This window comes from Nocardia sp. NPDC058114 (assembly GCF_042884695.1).
Lineage (GTDB): Bacteria > Actinomycetota > Actinomycetes > Mycobacteriales > Mycobacteriaceae > Nocardia.
Window position 1 is genome coordinate 388,567 of sequence record NZ_JBHVTK010000001.1, and the last position, 20,433, is coordinate 408,999.

3 protein-coding genes are annotated in these 20,433 nt (G+C 67.7%); 2 read left to right on the forward strand and 1 reads right to left on the reverse strand.

Annotated elements, in window-relative coordinates; genetic code table 11:
- Positions 1–29: 29 nt before the first annotated feature.
- Entirely contained in the window at positions 30–617 is a 588-nt protein-coding gene (locus ACFVVI_RS01755; protein ID WP_378988580.1) for a peroxiredoxin, read from the reverse strand.
- Between the two features lie 80 nt (positions 618–697).
- On the opposite strand from ACFVVI_RS01755, the gene ACFVVI_RS01760 reads away from it, so the two are divergent.
- Together ACFVVI_RS01760 and ACFVVI_RS01765 are read left to right on the forward strand one after the other, a co-directional pair.
- The gene (locus tag ACFVVI_RS01760) at positions 698–1,606 is read left to right on the forward strand and encodes a hydrogen peroxide-inducible genes activator (protein WP_387442446.1); all 909 of its coding nucleotides are present in this window, start codon (positions 698–700) and stop codon (positions 1,604–1,606) included.
- 586 nt (positions 1,607–2,192) lie between these two features.
- Complete coding sequence (locus ACFVVI_RS01765) at positions 2,193–20,372, forward strand: amino acid adenylation domain-containing protein (protein WP_387442449.1); 18,180 nt, start codon at positions 2,193–2,195, stop codon at positions 20,370–20,372.
- The last annotated feature ends 61 nt before the right edge of the window (positions 20,373–20,433 follow it).

Genomic DNA, 20,433 nt, shown 5'->3' on the forward strand with positions numbered 1-20,433 from the left:
CCTTCAGGGTGTTTCGGTGGGGAAGTGGTTCAGACGCTGGCGGTGAGCAACTCACCCGCGTTGATGGTCGGGTCGCCCTTCTTCCAGTTGCAGGCGCACAGCTCGTCGGACTGCAGGGCGTCGAGCACGCGCAGCACCTCGTCGACGTTGCGGCCGACCGAACCGGCGGTCACCGAGACGAACTGCACCTCGTTGTTCGGGTCGACGATGAAGGTGGCGCGATCGGCGACGCCGTCGGCGTTGAGAACGCCGGAGGCGGTGGCCAGTTCACGCTTGAGGTCCGACAGGATCGGGAAGGGGAGGGTCTTGAGATCCTCGTGCTGTGCGCGCCACTGGAAGTGCACGAACTCGTTGTCGACCGAGGCGCCGAGCACCTGCGCGTCACGATCGGCGAACTCCTCGTTCAGCTTGCCGAACGCGGCGATCTCGGTCGGGCACACGAAGGTGAAGTCCTTGGGCCAGAAGAACACGATGCGCCACTTGCCGGCGTGGTCGTCGCTGGTGATCTGGGTGAAGTAATCGTCGGGCTGCTGCGCGTCGACCTTGGAGAGGTCGCCTCCGATGACGGCCTTGAGGTTGTATGCCGGGAACTGGTCGCCGATGGTCAGCAGAGCCATGCTTCGTCTCCTCATTCGTGGTGTGGTTGATGTCAGCCTACTGAAAGGTAAAGCCGATTGCTGGTCGTACACTGATAGGCGTGAGTGATCAGACTTATCAGCCAACCCTGTCGCAGCTGCGTGCGTTCGTGGCCGTCGCCGAATACCGGCATTTCGGCACCGCCGCAGCGCGTTTGACTGTGAGTCAACCCACGTTATCGCAGGCACTGGCATCACTGGAAAACGGACTCGGGCTCCAGCTGATCGAGCGCAGCACCCGCCGCGTGCTGGTGACCGCCGCCGGAATGCGACTGCTGCCGCAGGCCATGGCGACCCTGGAAGCCGCCGATCGATTCGTCGCCTCGGCGACCGGCGACACCCTCGGCGGCACACTGCGCGTGGGCATCATTCCGACCGTCGCCCCGTACGTGCTGCCCGGACTGCTGCCCGAGTTGGGCCGCAAACTGCCCGGGGTGCTACCCCAGGTGGTGGAGGACCAGACCGCGCGGCTGCTGGACGGGTTGCGTACCGGTGTGCTCGACGTGGCGGTGCTCGCCCTGCCGACCGAAGCCAACGGCTTGGTCGAGATCCCCCTCTACAGCGAGGAATTCGTGCTGGTCACGCCCCGCGGACACGAGCTGGCCGGCCGCACCGACCTGGCCGCGCCCGCTCTCGCCGACCTGCCGCTGTTGCTGCTCGACGAGGGCCACTGCCTGCGCGATCAGACTCTGGACCTGTGCCGCTCGGCCGACGTGCAACCCGGGACGGTCGGCGATACCCGTGCCGCCTCGCTGACCACGGTCGTGCAGTGTGTGGCCGGCGGGCTCGGGGTGACGCTCATCCCGGAGATGGCCGTGGCCGCCGAGACCGCGCGCGCGAATCTGGGCACCGCGCGCTTCACGGCCCCCGCTCCCGGTCGCACGATCGGGCTCGCGTATCGAGGGTCTTCCGCGCGGGCCGCGGACTACGAATACCTCGCGGCGGTCATCCGATCCAAGCGCCCTTTCTGATCTGCGTGCTGCTCGGACAATGCTTGTGTGACAGTGGGCTCGTTGTCGAGCCAGGCGAATTATCATAGTTGTGGAATAAATTTCGCAAAATAGACTTTTCTCCGCTCGCCAGCCGAGGGCGAGTGGATATTTAGCATCGCAAATTAAATAACTTATCGGTGATCCAGCGATGCATCGGTTGCTTCGATCAGCGCTAGAATCATTGCAGTTAACTATTGGCATTCACGTGTTCGGGAATGCTATGGCCGGGGAGTTCGGTCCACAGCCCCCACGACACGGTATAGCGATCGGAGCGGTGCGGCAAGTGTCTGCGCCACCTTTGTGGATCGATTCCGAATCGTGCTGAATTCGGTACCCGATGCATGTACCGCGGGTGATCCGACTCTGGGCGGACGGTCGGGACGGCCCATCGGAGAGGATGTCGAACAGGGGTCGGCCAGGTCGGGGTGCCGATCGCCACGGCGGCGACGTCCTAAACGTCCTTTCTGTGTTCGTGACCATGTTGAAAGGTTCCGGAAATCGGATTCGGCAACTTTGTGGCTATATAATCGACATCTTGAAGTGAGCTGTAAGAGGGGAGGTCGAAATGGGCCGAAAGAGTCGCATCGATGACAGCCAGGACCGGTCGAAGCGGTTGGAAATCGGCTCATTCCGCTATTCCCGGGAAAAGGATTCCGGTAACGGTTCCGGCGTTGGGTCCAACGGCAGCGGACATCCGTCATTCGAAATCTTTCCGCTGACGGCGGCGCAGCGGGGGATCTGGTTTGCCCAGCACCTCACCGAATCGTCACCGATTTCTGTGGCCCAATACGTCGAGGTCGTCGGAGAGGTGGACGCCGAACTGCTTGCCGAGGCGTGCAGAACCGCCAGTCGCGAGTTCGGATCCGGGCATACGCGACTGATCGAGGTCGATGGTGAGCCCTGTCAGTTCGTCGACGAGGACCGTGGAGGTCCGGTATCGGTCGTGGACCTGCGCCATCATGCCGATCCGGTGGCGACCGCGCGCGCGATGATGGCTCAGGACTATTCCGCTCCGCTGGACATGCTGAACGACGACCTCGTGACGAGCATCGTGTTCCGGGTCGGCGAGGACCATGTCCTGTGGTACCAGCGCGCGCACCACATCGCGCTCGACGGATTCGCCGCGGTAACGATGCTGCACAGGATGACCGAGCTGTACAACGCTTGGGTGAAGTCCGAGGAACCGGCATCGTGCGCGGCGCAGGACTTGGAGGTCATCGTCGAGCAGGACCTGGCGTACCGGGGTTCGACACGTTTCGACAACGACCGCAACTACTGGCTGGAGCATCTGGCAGGCGCGCCGCCCGCCGTCAGCCTGGCCGGTCGCGTCGGCAAGCCCACCATCCATCCGGCGCTGGTCAGCACAGAGCTGCCCGACGCCACCGCGCGTCTGCTGACAAGCGTCGCGCTCGAACATGGTCAGAGCGTGGCGCCGACCATCGTCGCGGCGTTCGCCGCCTATCTCGCGCGGATGACCGGAAGCGACGAAGTGATGCTGAGCCTGCCGGTGTCGGGTCGGCACTCCGCCGTGCTGCGCCGTTCCGGGGGGATGGTGGCGAATGTGGTGCCGCTGCGGGTGCGGGTGGCCGGCCGCAACGTCGGTGAACTGATCGCCGCGGTGCAAAGTGAGTTGACGAGTGCACTGCGGCGGCAGCGCTACCGCCAGGAGGACATATTCCACGATATGGGGATCGCGCGCGACGAGGCGGCGTCCTTCGGGCCTGCCGTGAACCTGATGCTGATCGAGAACGAGGTTGTGCTCGGCAACACGACAGGCCGCCTCAACGTCCTCACCTCAGGCCCTACCGCCGACCTTTTCGTCAATATCTACCCGGGTGCGGGCAAAGACAGTACGCATATCGATTTCCAGGGAAATCCGAACGCCTACACCCCGGACGAGCTCGCGGGTCACCACCGGCGGTTCCGCATGTTCCTGCACGAGTTCCTCGCCGGGGGAGCGGAATGTCGAGTCAGCGGATTGTCGCTGCTCGACGTACACGAGCGATCCACGCTGCCGCGGGTGCGGGGGCCGAGCGGAGTCGAAACACGGCTGCTTCCCGAGATTCTGACCGAGAGCGCGCGCCGGGATCGCAGTGCGTGCGCGATCGTCTCGGCCGGGCAGACGATGACCTACGGCGAGCTGGACGACAGATCCTCCCAGCTGGCCCGGCATCTGATAGCTCTGGGTTGTGGCCCGGACGCGGCGGTGGCGATCATGCTGCGACGCTCGGTCGAATCCGTGGTGGCGACATGGGCGATCGCGAAATGCGGGGCCGTGGTGGTCCAACTGGCCCCCGAGTACCCGCACAAGCGGGTAGAACACATGGTCGCCGACAGCGGCGCGACCGTGGCGATCACGATCGACGACCTGCGCGACCGAGTCCCACCAGCGACGCGTTGCGTGGTTCTCGATGATCCCGCGACCCTGGGGGAAGGCGGCGCCGACAGCGGGCCGATTTCCGACGACGACCGTATCCGGCCACTGCGTCCGTCCAATATCGCCTACATCACCTATACCTCGGGATCCACCGGAACGCCGAAAGGCGTTCAGGTCACCCACACCGGCCTCGCGAATCTGATTGCCGACCGCGCCGCCACCTACGGAATAGACGCGACCTCTCGGGTGTCGTATGCGCTCTCGCCCAGTTTCGACGCGTCCATGGAACAGTTTCTGACCTGCTTCGCGAGCGGATCCGCGCTGGTGATCGTGCCGCCCGAGGTGACCGGCGGCGAGCCGCTCACGCGACTGCTGGCCGACGAGCACGTGACGCACCTGACCCTGACGCCCACGATGCTGGCGACCGTGGACCCGTATCCGGCGACCGACGTGCGCGTGCTCGTGGTCGGCGGCGACGTCTGTCCACCGCACGTCATCGAGCGGTGGGCGCCGTCGTTGTCCATGTACAACGAATACGGTCCCACCGAGGCCACCGTGACCGCCGCCGGCGGCGTGCTCGGACCCGGTCACGCCCACCTGGTCGGTGGCCCCCTTCGTGGCGTCGCGGCGATGGTGCTGGACCGAACGCTCCAACCGGTGCCGAACGGCACCGCGGGCGAGCTGTATCTCGCCGGGCCGGGATTGGCCCGCGGATACAGCCATCTGTTCGTCGAAACCGCCGCCCGGTTCGTCGCGGACCCGTACGGCGGCGCCGGCGAGCGGATGTACCGCACCGGCGACATCGCGCGCTGGACCGGCGACAACGCCGAGATGGCGCTGGAATTGCTGGGACGCGGCGACTTCCAGGTCAAGATCCGTGGCTACCGGATCGAACCGGGTGAAATCGACACCGCGCTCACCACACACGAGGACGTGGATCTTTCCGTGACGGTGCCGGTGCACAACAACGCGGGCACGACCGTGCTGGCGTCGTATGTGGTCCCGGTCAGCGGCCGTCGGATCGAACCGCTCGAACTCCAGCGCTTCGCCCGTGATTCGCTGCCGCCGCAGATGGTTCCGGCGGTGATCATCGCGTTGGACAGCCTCCCGGTGAACGCCTTCGGCAAGCTCGATCGCAGCGCTCTGCCGAAGCCGGAGTTCGGGACCGCGCCGGTCGGCAGGCCGCCGGCCACCGCCAGGGAGAAGGCGATCGCACGGCTGTTCACCGAGGTGCTCGGCGTGCCTCTGGTCGGGGCGGACGACAGCTTCTTCGCCCTGGGCGGCGACAGCATTCTGTCGATCCAGCTGGTGGCGCGGGCCAAAGCCGATGGCCTGAGTTTCTCCACACAGGATGTGTTCGTGCACAAGACCGTTGCGGGCTTGGCGGCCACGGCGACGAAATCAAGCGATACGCCCGAGTTGGCCGAGTTGCCCGGCGGCGGCGTCGGGCCGCTGCCGTTGTCGCCGATCATGTGCGCAATGCTGGATCGGGGTCATTACGACCGATTCGCGCAGGCCGCGCTCGTGCAGCTGCCCGATGGGGTCGATCGAGCGGGCCTCGTGCGCGCAGTGGGATCCCTGCTGGACCGCCACGACATGCTGCGCGCGGTCTTGCGCGGCGATTCGGTTGATAGCTACGTCGAGGTACTCGAGCCGAACGCGGTCGACCCGGACGCCGCGCTTGCCGATGTTCGCCTCGATCGACGGGACGCCGCCGAGGTCGACCGCCACCTGCAGCAGGCCGCCGATCGATTGGACCCGGGCAAGGGTGTGCTCGTTCAAGCCGTCTGGATGCGGGATCTCCACGGCTCGGGACCCGACCTGATGTGGCTGGTGGTTCACCATCTCGCCGTCGACGTGGTGTCGTGGCGCATCCTCCTCGCCGACCTCGCGCGGGCCTGGGCGCAGATCTCCGACGGCGGGGAACCGGATTTCGGCCCGATCACCACCTCGTTCCGGCGGTGGGCGCACGGGCTGGTCGAGCGGGCGCCGGGCAGACGGTCGGCGGAGCTCGACAGGTGGAACGACGTCCTCGCGCGGGGTGATCAGCTTCTCGGATCGCGCCGTCTGGTTCCGGATCGTGACGTCGGCGCTACGGCGGGCCGGGTCCACCAGCGCATTCCGGCAGCGGTCACCGAGGCGGTTCTCACCACCATTCCGGACCGTTTCCACTGCAGTGCCAACGATCCGCTGCTCGCGGCGCTGGTACTGGCACTCGGTGAGTGGCGGCGCAGGCGCGGTACGGAGGCGACCGCGGGCGAGCTGATCTCGCTGGAGGGACACGGCCGCGAGGAGCGGGCCGTGCCCGGCGTCGATCTCAGTGGCACCGTGGGCTGGTTCACCACTCGCTTCCCGGTCCGGATCGACTGGGACGGTGTCGATCTCGATGACGCGCTGGCCGGCGGCGCAGGTGCTGGACTGGCGATCAAACAGGTGAAGGAGCAGTTGCGCGCGGTGCCGGACAACGGCATCGGCTACCAGGTGCTGCGTCATCTCGATCCCCAGGGCCGTGCCGAGCTCGCGGACTTGCCCGAACCTCAGATCAGCTTCAACTACCTCGGGCGGGTCAGTGTCGCTGAACGCTCGATGCCCTGGGCGCCCACCACCGAGTTCACCGCACTGACCGCGACGAGCGATCCGGAGATGGCGCTGCCGGCCGTGCTCGATGTCAACGCGATCGCCGAGGAAGGTCGCGACGGGCTCGAACTCAATGTGACCTGGGAATTCGCCTCGCAGGTATTGGGTGCCGAGGAGGTCGACGAGCTCACCGGGCTGTGGGCTCGCGCGCTGGGGGCACTCGCCGACCACGTCCGATCCGACACCGGCTACGGCTTCACGCCCTCCGACTTCCCGCTCACCGCCGTATCGCAGGACGATGTCGACCACTGGCTGGGGAAATACCCGTCGATGATCGATGTGTGGCCGCTCACCGCCCTGCAGTCCGGGCTGCTGTTCCACACCATCTACGACCGCGACGGCGACGATGGCTACATCGTGCAGGTGGCGCTGACCTTCGCCGGGCAGGTGGACGGTGCGCGGATGCGCCGCGCCGCGCAGGTGCTCATCGACCGGCACGACAGCCTGCGGACGGCGTTCGTCGAGAGTGTCGATGGGCCACGGCAGATCGTCCTGCGCGACACCGAAGTCGATTGGGGCGAGTCGAATCTCGCCGGCATCAGCGATGGGGGCAGGCGGGCGCGAGCACTTCGGCGACTCGCGAGGGCGGCCGTGGCTCCGTTCGACCCGGCCCATCCACCGCTGGTGCGTTTCCACCTGGTGCGCACCGGCGTCGATACTTTCCAGTTGCTGGTCACCAACCACCACCTCGTGCTCGACGGCTGGTCGATGCCTCTGCTGATCCACGAGCTGCTCTCCTTGTACACCTCCGATGGCGACACCGCCGAGCTCGCGCCCCCTCGTTCGTACCGGGAGTATCTGCGGTGGCTGCAGGCGCAGGATCGCGACGCCGCAATCGCCGCGTGGCGGGAGACGCTCGCCGGAATCGACAGTCCGACACGGGTCACGGGCAGGCCGGATCGGTCCGTCGCCGCGCACGTCGGTGAGGTCGACCTGAACCTGGACGCGGCGACCACCGCAGCGCTTCTCGATCTGGGCCGCTCACACGGCGTCACCGCCAACACGGCCCTGCAGGTGGCATGGGCACTGCTGGTGGCCGCGCTGACCGGACGGTCGGACGTGGTCTTCGGCAATACGATCGCGCACCGCCCGCCGCAGATTCCGGATGTCGAGCGCATGGTCGGGCTTCTCGTCAACACGCTGCCCGTCCGAGTCCGCCTCGAACCCGGCGAAACCGTCGGCGACCTGCTCGTCCGCGTGCAATCCGAGCAAGCAGCCATGCTGGATCATCAGTACATCGGCTTGGCGGAGCTGCAACGGGCCACCGGCATCACCGATATGTTCGACACCGCGACGGTGCTCGAGTCCTATCCGCTCGACCGGGAACTGCTGGCGCGCAATCTCTCCGACGCCGGCTTGCGGTTCGTCGAGATCGACGCACACGACGCCACGCCGTATCCACTGAGTTTGCAAGTGTCCCCGCCGCGGTCGAGTCGCGACCGGCGATCGGATGCCGCCGACGAGCCGAGCACCTACACGGTGACGCTGAAATTCGCCACCGACCGATTCGATTCGGCCGAGGTCCGTACGCTGCTCGAACGCTTCGAGCTTCTTCTCACGCAGATCGTCAGGAACCCCGCCCGCAACGTCGCCGCGATCTCGTCCTGCTGGGATTCCGAACGCGCGGAACTGCTTTCGGTCGGCAGCGAGGAGCCGCCCGCCGCGGAGCTCGTGCTGCGCGACATCCTGTGGGGGACCGCGCGCAGGTATCCGGATGCCGTGGCCCTGCGGTGCGGCGACACCACGTGGACCTATCGTGAGCTGGAGCGCCGCGCCGACGAGTTCGCACATCTGCTGGCCCGCCATGGTGCTCGCGCCGAGTCGATCGTCGCGTTGGCTGTTCCCCGTTCGGCTGAACTGGTGGTCGCCATCTGGGCGGTGGCGAAGACAGGCGCCGCCTTCCTGCCGTTGGATCCCGGCAATCCCGCCGCGCGGATCGCGGAGTTGTTGTCCGACTCCCGGACCGGTCTCGGCGTGACGACCAGCGATGTCGCACCGAGCCTTCCGGACACCGTCGACTGGTTGACGCTGGACGCTGCGGCTACGGATGCTGACGAAAATCTTCCCCGTCTGTCCGAAGTCTCGGCCGGGGCTGATCGGCTGTCGGCCGACAACGCGGCATACGTGATCTATACGTCCGGATCGACCGGCAAACCGAAGGCGGTCCACCTCAGCCATCGCGGCCTGGCCGACCTCGTCGCGGCGCAGGTCGACGCCTTCGGTGTCGGTCCGGGTTCGGTGGTGCTGCAGGTCGCGTCGCCGGGCTTCGACGCCTGCTTGTCGGAGTTGCTGTTGGCGCACGGGAGTGGCGCCGGTCTCGTGGTGTCGCCGCCGGAGGTGTACGCCGGGACCGACCTCGAGGAATTGCTTCGGTCGCAGCAGGTGTCGCACGCGATCATCACCCCGTCGGTGCTGAAAACCATGGATCCGTCCCGGACACCGTCGTTGACATCGCTCGCGGTCGTCGGCGAAGCGACCGAGCCGGACACCGTGAACCGGTGGGGGCACGGCCGACGGCTGATGAATCATTACGGACCGACCGAGTGCACGATCTGGGCGACGGGGTCGGACGCCCTGGTGCCCGGCGAACTGGTGACGATCGGCGGCCCGATCCGAGGCGCGTCGGCGATGGTTCTCGACCGGTGGCTGCGACCGGTGCCGGTCGGTGTCGTGGGCGAACTCTATATCGGTGGGCCCGGACTCGCCCGCGGGTACGTCGGTCGACCGGGTGTGACCGCGTCGCGCTTCGTCGCGGATCCGCGATCGGTTCGCGGCGAACGGATCTACCGCACCGGTGATTCCGTGCGCTGGGTGCGCGGTCGCGCCGGATTGGCACTGGAATATCTGGGTCGAGGCGATCAGCAGGTCAAGATCCACGGTCTGCGGATCGAGCCGGGGGAAATCGATGCGCACCTGGCTCTGCACCCGGAGGTGGCGAGCGTCGCGACCGTCGTGGTGAAGGGGCCTGCCGACGAACCGGTGCTGGTGTCCTATTTCGTCTCCGCCTCGGGCGCCGTGGTCGACGTGGTGGCACTCGGCGACGATCTGTCGCGCACGCTACCGCGCTATATGAACCCCGCGGCGATCGTGCAGCTCGAAGAGATGCCGCGCACACCGACCGGAAAACTCGATCGGAAAGCATTGCGGCAGAGGTCCTTCGATGCCCACGCCGCGGACGGCAGAATGCCGTCGACGCATACCGAACAGGTCATGGCGAAACTCTTCGCCGACGTGCTCCATCTCGACACCGTGTCCGCCGACAGCAATTTCTTCGCGCTCGGCGGGGACAGCATCGTCTCGATGCGACTGGTGGCGCTGGCGCGATCCGCCGGGCTCACGCTCACGCCGCGAGATGTCTTCGAAGGCAAGACAGTTGCCGCCCTCGCCGCGATGGCCGACGGCGATGGGGCCCCGCCGGTGGAACGCGCCTCGGATTCTCCGCTCGTCGCCCTCACCCAACCCGACATCGATCGGCTCGAGCAGCAATACCACGGCCTGTCCGACGTCTGGCCGTTGTCGCCCATGCAGTCCGGTGTGCATTTCCACTCGACGTTCGACCCGGATGCCGGGGACAACTACACCGTCCAGACGATGATCGGATTTTCCGGCGAGGTCGACGGTGAGCGCTTGCGCCGTGCCGCTCAGGCCGTGGTCGACCGGCATGACATCCTGCGGGCCGCGTTTGTGGAGACCGCGGGCGGGCCCCGTCAGATCGTGCTCGACCATGCCGAGATCGGATTCCGGGAGATCGATCTCGCCGGTGACCGCGACGCGGAATCCCCAGCCGACCCGGCAACGATCGCCGCGGCGGACGCGGCGGCGGGATTCGACCTGTCGGCTCCTCCGCTCCTGCGCTTGACGCTGATCCGTCTCGACGCGGGGTCCTTCCGGCTGCTCGTCACGAATCACCATGTGATCCTGGACGGCTGGTCGATGCCGCTGCTGATGCGAGAACTGCTCGACTACTACGGGTCTCCCACCCATATCGACTCCGCCGGACCCGCACCCTCCTACCGCGACTATCTGTCCTGGCTGGGGCGGCAGGACGCCGCCGCATCCAAGGCGGCATGGGCACAGGCCTTTTCGGATGTCGACGCACCCACCCGGGTGTCGCGCGACGTGCTCGCGACGGGTTCGGTATCCGCCGCCGAAATCGAGGCCGAGCTGACGGCAGATCGTTTCGGAGGTCTCCGTCGAGTGGCAGCCGAGTCGGCCGTCACCATCAATACGGCGGTCGCCGCGGCCTGGGCCCTGAATCTGCGCGTCCTGACCGGTGAGACCGATGTGATCTTCGGATCCGCGGTGTCGGGACGGCCACCGGAGTTACCGCGGGTCGAGCAGACGCTCGGCATGTTCCTGACCACGATTCCCGTGCGAGTCCCGCTCGAACCCACCATGACGGTGCGCGAGTTGCTGACCGGCATTCAGGAGCGGCACGCTCGCATGCTGGATCATCACCACATCGGCCTGCCCGAGATCCACCGCAGCGTCGGTCTGCCCGAACTCTTCGACACCGCCGTCACCTTCCAATCGTTCCCCGTCGACCGGGCGGCACTACAGCAACTCATCGAGTCGGCGGGCCTGCGGGTGGACGAACTCAGCGGTGTCGACGCGACGCCGTACCCGCTGAGCCTGGTCGTGGCGCCGAAACAGTCCGTGCACGGCGAAGCACAGGCACTGCGGATCACCCTGCGATTCCACGACCGCGCGTTCGACACCGCGGCGGCGCGCCGGATCCTCGACCGCTTCGTCGAGTTGCTCGGCCGGATCGCCGTCGACGCCGACCTACGGCTGGGTGAGCTGTCGCTCGACCAGGAACCGGGGCCGTCGTGGCCGGTTTCGGGTGCGGAACCGGAAATCCCGGACACGCTGGACCGGATCCTCACCGCGTGCGCTACCGCCGAACCCGACGCCATCGCCGTGCGATGCGGTGCGACCGCCATGACGTACCGGCAGCTCGACGAGCGATCCGCACGTCTGGCCCGGGTCCTGCTGCGGCACGGCGTCCGGCGGGGACAGGTCGTCGCCTCGGTGCTTCCGCGATCCCTGGCGGCGACGGTGACCCTGTGGGCCGTGGCGAAGACCGGTGCCGCAGTCCTGCCGATAGACCCGACCCTGCCGCCGGAGCGGATCGACTTTCTGCTGTCGGATTCGAAAGCCGTGCTCGGGCTGACCGACTCCTCCGCCGGGGCGCATCTTCCCGATGGCGTCGACTGGCTGATCCTCGACCAGGAGCAGATGCTCGACGCCGCGGATTCGGTTGCCGCGGCGCCGATCACCGACGCCGAACGCGGCGGTCCGATCCGGCGGGATCAGACCGTGTACGTGAGCTACACCTCCGGGTCGACCGGTATGCCCAAGGGCGTGCTCGTCAGCCATCGCGGCCTGGCCGATATCGTCGCGGCGCAGCGGCGGATTCTCGGCGTCGACCCGAGTTCGGTGGTGCTGCAGGTAGCCTCGCCCAGCTTCGACGCCTCGGTGTTCGAGTTGTTGATGGCGCACGGTTCGGGCGGCCGACTGGTCGTCTCGCCTCCCGATGTCTACGCCGGACCCGAGCTGGCGGATCTGATCGGGCGCGAACATATCTCGCACGTGGTGATCACTCCCTCTGCGCTGGCGACAGTCTCGTGTGACGGTCTCGACGGGCTGCGCGTGCTGGCGACAGCCGGTGAGCCGGTCGGGCCGGAACTGGTCGATCGGTGGGCGCCGCACCGCACCATGGTCAATCTCTATGGGCCGAGCGAAAGCACGATCTGGGCTACCGCCAGCGACGCACTGGCGCCCGATGCCGCGATCACGATCGGCAGGCCGGTCGGCCCCGTCGCGGTCGTCGTGCTCGATACCTGGTTGCGGCCCGTGCCACACGGTGTCGAGGGCGAGCTGTATCTGTTCGGTCCCGGCTTGGCCGATGGGTACGCCGCCAGGACGGGGTTGACCGCGTCGCGGTTCGTCGCGTGCCCGTTCGCGGAGCCGGGTCAGCGGATGTACCGCACCGGTGACGTGGTGCGCCGTGGCGTCGACGGCGAGATGGAATTCGTGGGGCGCAACGATTTTCAGGTGAAGGTGCACGGCACCAGGATCGAGCTGGGGGAGATCGACGCGGTGCTCGATGCGCGGGCGGATGTGGCGTACGCGGTCACGGTGCCGCGCCGCGACGGCGGGCGAGCGGCGGTGCTGGCGTCCTATGTCGTGCCCGCGCCGGGGACGCAGGTATCGGGCGAGCAGTTGCGTGCGGCACTGGCCGAGGTGCTGCCCCGGTACATGGTGCCGTCCACGGTGATGGTGCTGGACGAGGTGCCGCTGACCGTCAACGGGAAGCTGGATCGCGAGCGGCTGCCCGAGCCGGTGTCCGTCACGCGAGAATTCCGGGCGCCGTCGCCGGGGTTGGAGGAGTTGGTCGCGCGGACGTTCGAGCAGGTGCTCGACGTGGACCGGGTGGGAGTCGACGACGACTTCTTCGCGCTGGGCGGCGATTCCCTGAGCGCCTCGATGGTGGTGGCGCGCCTCGGCGCTGCCCTGGATACGCGAGTGCCGGTGCGGTCGGTTTTCGAGGCGCCGACCGTCGGCGGATTGGCCGGTCTCGCCGCGGCGCTCAGCGGTGGGGGCCGGTTGCCTCTGCTGCCGGGCGCCCACCCCGACTCCGTGCCGCTGTCGCTGGCCCAGCAGCGGATGTGGTTCCTGAACCGGTTCGAGCCGGATTCGGCGGTGCACAGCATTCCGGTGATGCTGCGGCTGTCCGGACGGCTGGACACCGAAGCGCTGGCTGCCGCGCTCGCCGATGTGGTCGCGCGGCACGAAGTATTGCGGACGATATATCCAGAAGTCGCCGGTGAGCCGCGCCAGGTCGTTCTCGACGAGACCGCGGTGCCGGTGCGGGCGGTGCGAGTGCCCGCGGATTCCGTCCAGGAGGTGGTGGGCGAGTTCGTGCGGCGTGGATTCGATGTGACCGTCCGGGTGCCGATGCGAGTGGGCTTGTTCGAGCTGGGCGCCGAGCGCGACAGTGACACAGGAGAATTCCTGCTGGTGCTCGTGGTCCATCACATCGCGGGCGATGGTCAGTCGATGGGGCCGCTGGCGCGTGACGTGATGGTGGCCTATGCCGCGCGACTGACCGGGCAGGCACCGCTGTGGGAGCCGCTCGCTGTGCAGTACGCGGATTTCGCGTGGTGGCAACGGCAGATGCTGGGGGCCGCGGACGATCCGGCGTCGTTGATGTCGGAGCAGTTGGAGTTCTGGCGCTCGACGCTCGCGGGTGCACCGGACCGGCTGGAACTTCCGGCGGACCGCCCACGCCCGGCCGTCGCATCGCTGTCGGGAGGCCGGGTACCGGTGGAGATCGGTGCGAGCCTGCACGAGCGGCTGGTCGCGCTGGCACGGTCGAGAGGGTCGTCGCTGTTCATGGTGATGCACGCGGCGCTGGCAGCGGTGTTGGGGCGGCTCAGCAGCAGCGATGACGTCGTGATCGGCACCCCGGTCGCGGGACGGGGCGAGCCTGGTCTCGACGATCTGGTGGGCATGTTCGTGAACACGCTGGCCTTGCGGACCCGCGTGGATACGGGCGAGCCGTTCGCCGAGTTGCTGATGCGCACCCGGCAGACGGACCTGCTGGCGTTCGAGCACGCGGACGTGCCGTTCGAGCGGGTCGTGGAGGAGTTGAACCCGGAGCGATCGGCGGCACGACATCCGTTGTTCCAGGTGGCCTTGGCATTCCAGAACGTGTCGACGATCGAAGTGGTGCTGCCCGACGTCCGGGTGGCCCGGGCAGAGGTGGATACCGAGGCGATCCAGTTCGATCTGCAGCTGGTGCTGTCCGATTCATCCGCGCAGGGTATGTCGGGAATGTTGACCTATGCTCGGGATCTGTTCGACGAGGTGACCGCAGCGGCGATCGTCCGGCGGCTGGTGCGGGTACTGGAAGCCGTCGCCGACGATCCGGCCGTAGTAGTCGGCGATATCGACTGGCTGGAAGCCGACGAGCGCTCGGCGCTCACCTCGCGGGTCGGGGCGCACACCGTGGCGGCGCTGGAACCGTCCGGATTGCTGCCGGAGGTGTTCACCTCGGCTGTCCGGGACAACGGCGACGGTATCGCCGTCGTCGCGGGGGATGCCACGCTGTCGTATACGCAGCTGGACGAACGATCGAGCCGGCTGGCGAGGGTGCTGATCCGCCGTGGCGCCGGACCGGAGAATCCGGTGCTGGTGGCAGCAGCGCGGTCGGCGGAGTCGGTCGTCGCGTGGTGGGCGGTGGTGCGGTCGGGTGCGGCATACGTGCCGGTCGACCCGAGCTACCCCGACAGCCGAATCGAGCAGATGGTGTCGGATTCCGGTGCGACGCTGGGGGTTACGATGTCGTCGGTGCGTGCCCAGCTGCCCGATTCGGTGGACTGGATCGTGCTCGACGACCCGGCCGTCGCCGCGCGGATCGACGCGGAGGCGGGCGGCCCGATCGGCGACGACGAGCGGACGCGGCCGTTGCGGGCCTCGGATGTCGCCTACGTGGTCTTCACCTCCGGATCCACCGGAGTGCCGAAGGGCGTCGCCATCACACATTCCGGCATCGCCGGCTTCGTCGCCGGGCGGCGCGCCGACCGAGAGCTGCGGCACACGTCCAGGGTCTTGCATTTCGCGTCGCCGTCGTTCGACGCCGCGGTGATGGAGATCCTGATCGCGGCCAGTCGAGCCGGTGCGCTCATCGTGGCGCCGACGGGGATCTACGGCGGCGACGAGCTGGCCGAGTTCCTGCGCGTGCAGCGGGTCACCCACGCCTTCATCACCCCGGCCGCGCTCGCGTCGGTGGATTCGGCCGGGCTCGACGACCTGCGGATGGTGTTGTCCGGTGGTGAGGAGGTCCCGGCGGATCTGGTGAGCCGATGGGCGGGCACCGACGTCGCGGGCGCCCGGGAGTTCCAGGTGCTGTACGGGCCGACCGAGGCCACGATGCTCGCCACGGCGACGCGCGCACTGCAACCGGATGATCGGCCGACGATCGGTGTCCCGCTGCCGGGGATCCAGGCACTGGTCCTGGATGACCGGCTGCGGCCGGTGCCGGTGGGGGTGGCCGGAGAGTTGTATCTCGCGGGTCCGGCGCTGGCGCGCGGGTACCTGAACAGGGCGGCTCTCGACGCGGTGCGGTTCGTGGCGCTCGCGTTCGGGGAACCGGGACGCCGCATGTACCGGACCGGTGATGTGGTGCGCTGGAAGACCGACGGCGATCTGGAGTTCTTGGGGCGCAACGATTTCCAGGTGAAGATCCGTGGTTACCGGGTAGAGCTGGGCGAGATCGACGCGGTGCTGAACGCCCAGGCGGAGGTGGCCTACGCGGTCACGGTGCCGTGGCGTGCGGGCACCGGTCCGGCACAATTGGTGTCCTACGCGGTCCCCGAAACCGGCGCGAGCATCTCGGGCGAACAGTTGCGCGCGGCATTGGTCGAGGCGCTGCCGTCGTACCTGGTGCCCGCCGCGGTGATGATCCTCGACGCGATCCCCCTGTCGCCGAACGGAAAGCTCGACCGCGCGGCCCTGCCCGCACCCGTCGTCCAGGCCAAGCGGTTCCGGGCACCGGTGTCACCGGCGGAGGAAATAGTGGCGGGCGTCTTCGCCGACGTCCTCGGTAACGACGGTCCCGTCGGCGCCGACGACGACTTCTTCGACCTCGGCGGCAACAGCCTGGTGGCCACCCGGGTAGCCGCGCGGATCGGTGCCGCGCTCGACGTGACCATCCCGGTGTCGATGATCTTCGAAGCGCCGACGGTCGAGAGGCTGGCCGCGCGCGCCGAATCGCACGCCGATACCGGTCGGGTAGCACTGACCGCGCAGCCACGGCCGCAGCGAATTCCCCTGTCGTACGCACAGCAGCGGATGTGGTTCCTGAACCGGCTCGAGCCCGGCTCGGCCGCCTACAGCATTCCGATGGTGCTGCGGCTGTCCGGACAGCTGGATCTCGACGCGTTGCGCGCGGCGATCGAGGATGTCCTGGATCGGCACGAAGTACTGCGGACCGTATACCCGTATGCCGACGGCGAGCCGTCGCAGGTGGTCCTTTCCGCCGCTGACGCGTATCCGCCGCTGACCGTGACCTCGGTCGCGGAACCCGAACTGGCCGAGTCGTTGTCGGCGTTCGTCTCGACGGTGTTCGATGTGACGGTCGAGGCGCCGGTGCGGGTGCGGTTGTTCGAGCTCGGGCGGGACGAGTGGGTCTTGGCCGTGGTGGTGCATCACATCGCCTGCGACGGGTCCTCGCTCGGCCCGCTGGCACGGGACATGATGACGGCGTACACAGCTCACCTGCTCGGGGAGTCGCCGAGCCGGCCGCCGTTGCCGGTGCAGTACGCCGACTACGCGATCTGGCAGCGGACGGTATTGGGGTCCGAAGACGATCCCCAGTCGCTGCTCCGTGCCCAGATCGACTACTGGACCCTCGAGTTGGCCGAGCTCCCGGTATTGCTGGGGCTGCCGACCGACCGACCGCGTCCGCCCGTGCAGACCCATGCGGGCGCGAGCGTGCCGATCAGTGTCGGTGCCGATCTGCACGCGGGATTGCAGCAGGTCGCGCGAGAACACAACACGACGCTGTTCATGGTCTTCCATGCCGCGCTGGCGGCTACGCTGGCCCGGCTGGCCGATACGGACGATATCGCGATCGGCACTCCGTTCGCCGGACGCGGCGAGCCCGAACTCGACGATCTGGTCGGGATGTTCGTCAACACCCTGGTGCTGCGGACCCGGTTGACGCCGGGGATGACGTTCACCCAGCTACTCGAACACCAGCGGGGGACCGATCTGGCCGCGTTCGGACACGCCGATGTTCCGTTCGAGCGGCTGGTGCAAGAGCTGAACCCGGTGCGGTCGCACGCCCACCATCCACTGTTCCAGGTGATGCTGGCATTCCAGAACGTCGGCGGGGCCCAGTTCGAACTTCCGGGGCTCTCGGCGTCCGCCGTGACGGCCGACACCGACATCGCGCTGTTCGATCTGCTGATCACGATGTCGGATTCCTATGACTCCGCCGGTGACCCGGCCGGCATCAGCGGCGGGGTGATCTACGCGAGCGACCTCTTCGACGCCACAACAGCGACAGCGATCGTCGATCGCCTGCTGCGATTGCTCGGCGAACTGGTGACCGATGCGACACAGCCGGTGCGCGAAGTGGATCTGCTCGGCGACGATGAGCGCGAAACCATCCTGACGCAGTGGAATTCGACCGATTACAGCCTCCAGCCGGAGGAGACGCTCCCCTCCCTCTTCGCTCACTCCGTGCTGGCGCGAGCGGACCGGCCCGCGGTGACAGCCGGAGAGCAGACATTGACCTATGCGGAATTCGCGTCCCGCGTCAATCGGTTGGCGCGGTGGTTGATCTCCCGCGGAGTGGGGCCGGAGTCGTTGGTGGCGCTGCGGATGCGGCGTTCACTGGACCAGGTCGTCACCATCTACGCGGTGCACGCCGCCGGGGGCGGATACCTGCCGGTCGATCCGGACCTGCCGGCAGACCGCATCGACTACATGCTGTCCATCGCCGCGCCGGCGCTGGAGCTGTCGTCCCTCGATGGGCTGGAGCTGTCGGGATTCGACGACGGGCCGGTCACCGACGCCGATCGGCTCGCGCCGCTGCGATCGCACAATGTCGCGTACGTGATCTTCACGTCGGGGTCGACCGGTCGACCGAAAGGCGTCGCGGTATCGCACTGTTCAGTGGTCAACCAGGTGCGGTGGGTCAACGAGACCTACGCGCTGACGCCGAAAGACGTCGCCCTGCTGAAGTCCCCGGCTACGTTCGACATGTCGGTGTGGGAGTTGTTCGCGCCGCTGGCGGCGGGCGCGCGGCTGGTGATCGCGCGAGCCTACGGGCATACCGACCCGGCCTATCTCGCCGAAACCATCGCCGCCCAGCGGGTCACGGTCGCCGCGCTGGTGCCGTCGATGGTGGCGGTACTGGCGGACATGGCGCCCGCGCAGTCGCTCGAGTCGGTGCGGACGCTGCTGGTGGGCGGTGAGGCATTCGACCCCGAGACGGTGGCCGCGGCACGGCGAATGGTGCCCGGGGTCGAGTTGCACAATCTGTACGGGCCGACCGAATGCACCGTGTGCTCGACCGCGCATCGGGTGAGCGAAGCCGAGAGCGCGACCATGCCGATCGGCTCACCGGTATGGAACACGCGCGCATACGTCCTCGACGACCGGTTGCATCCGGTACCGCCCGGCGTCGCCGGGGAGCTGTACCTGGCGGGCACCCAGCTCGCGCGCGGCTACCAGTCACGCCCGGGCCTCACCGCGGAACGGTTCGTGCCCGACCCGTACGGCGACGGCAGGCGCCTGTACCGCACCGGCGACTTGGTGCGCTGGCGCCGGACCGGCGAATTGGATTACCTGGGCCGCACCGATTTCCAGGTGAAGCTGCGCGGCCTGCGCATCGAACTCGGTGAAATCGAGGCAGTACTCGCCGAGCATCCCAGCGTCGCGCGGGCGATCGCGGTGGTGCGCCCCATCGGCACGATGGAGCACCTCGTCGGCTACCTCGTGCCTGTCGCGGGCGCCACGGTCGATACCGCGGCGGTGGCCGCGCACGCGGCGACCAAACTGCCCGACTACATGGTGCCCGCCACGATGATGGTGCTCGACTCGGTGGCCTTCCACTCGTCGGGCAAGCTGGACCGTCTGCGGCTACCGGAGCCGGTGCTCTCGGTAGCGGAGTTCAGGGAGCCCTCGTCGTGGCTGGAAGGCGAGGTCGCGCGGGCCTTCGGAACGGTGCTCGGCGTGGATCGGGTGGGCGCCGACGACGACTTCTACGCATTGGGCGGTAACTCGCTGAAGTCGGTGCAAGTGGTGAGCGAGTTGCGCAAGGAACTCGACTACGAGGTGCCGATCAGCTGGATGCTGTCCGATCCCTGCCCGGCCGACCTGGCCAAGCGGATCGAATCCAGAATCCGCTCCGGTTCGACCGTCGACGGTACCGATGCCGGCTTCGACACGCTGTTGCCGATCCGGACCGATGGTGACCGAGCGCCACTGTTCTGTATCCACCCGGCCGTCGGCCTGTCGTGGTGCTACCGCACACTCGACCGCTACCTCTCCGACGGCCGACCGATCTACGGCATCCAGGCGCCACAGATCGGCGGTGAGATCCCCGGTCCTACATCGATCGAAGAAATGGCAGCACGCTACTTCGACGAGATTCGCGCGGTTCAGCCACACGGCCCCTACCACCTGCTCGGCTGGTCACTGGGTGGTGCGATCGCCCATGCCATTGCCGTCGAGATGCGCGCCGCCGGTGAACAGGTCGCGCTGCTGGCACTGCTGGACGCCGAAGTCGGCGGTGTCGACGAGTCGACGCTGCGCGCCGTGACGGCCGGCGAGCTGATCAGCAATCTCGGCCCGGTCATGGGCGTCGATTTCATCGACCCCGATGCGACAGCCGAGGAGGCTGCCGACCTGATCGAACGACATCTGGGAAGCAGCCTCGGCATCGACGCCGCACGGATCCAGCGCCTGACCGATGCCTACAACCTGGCGGTCCGGGCAGCCGGTGCGTGGCGTCCGGCGGTCTTGGACAGCGACATGCTCTATTTCACCGCGACACGCGACCGGCGATCCGACGTCGCGGGTCACGAGGGATGGGCGCGGGTGGTCCGCGGGCAGGTGTCGAGCTTCGACATCGACGCAGCCCACCTCGAGATGACCCAACCAGGTGCGATCGCCGAGATCGCCCGGATTCTCAACGCGCGACTGGATCAATGACCGTGTGAGGTCCGCCCACACGCTCCGGTTGCGAGACAGACCTGGTCGCCTGCTATCTTGA

Excerpts from the sequence above, each read along its gene's own strand:
- ACFVVI_RS01755 (WP_378988580.1), bottom strand. The coding sequence starts at position 617 with ATGGCTCTGCTGACCATCGGCGACCAGTTCCCGGCATACAACCTCAAG.
- ACFVVI_RS01765 (WP_387442449.1), top strand. The coding sequence starts at position 2,193 with ATGGGCCGAAAGAGTCGCATCGATGACAGCCAGGACCGGTCGAAGCGG.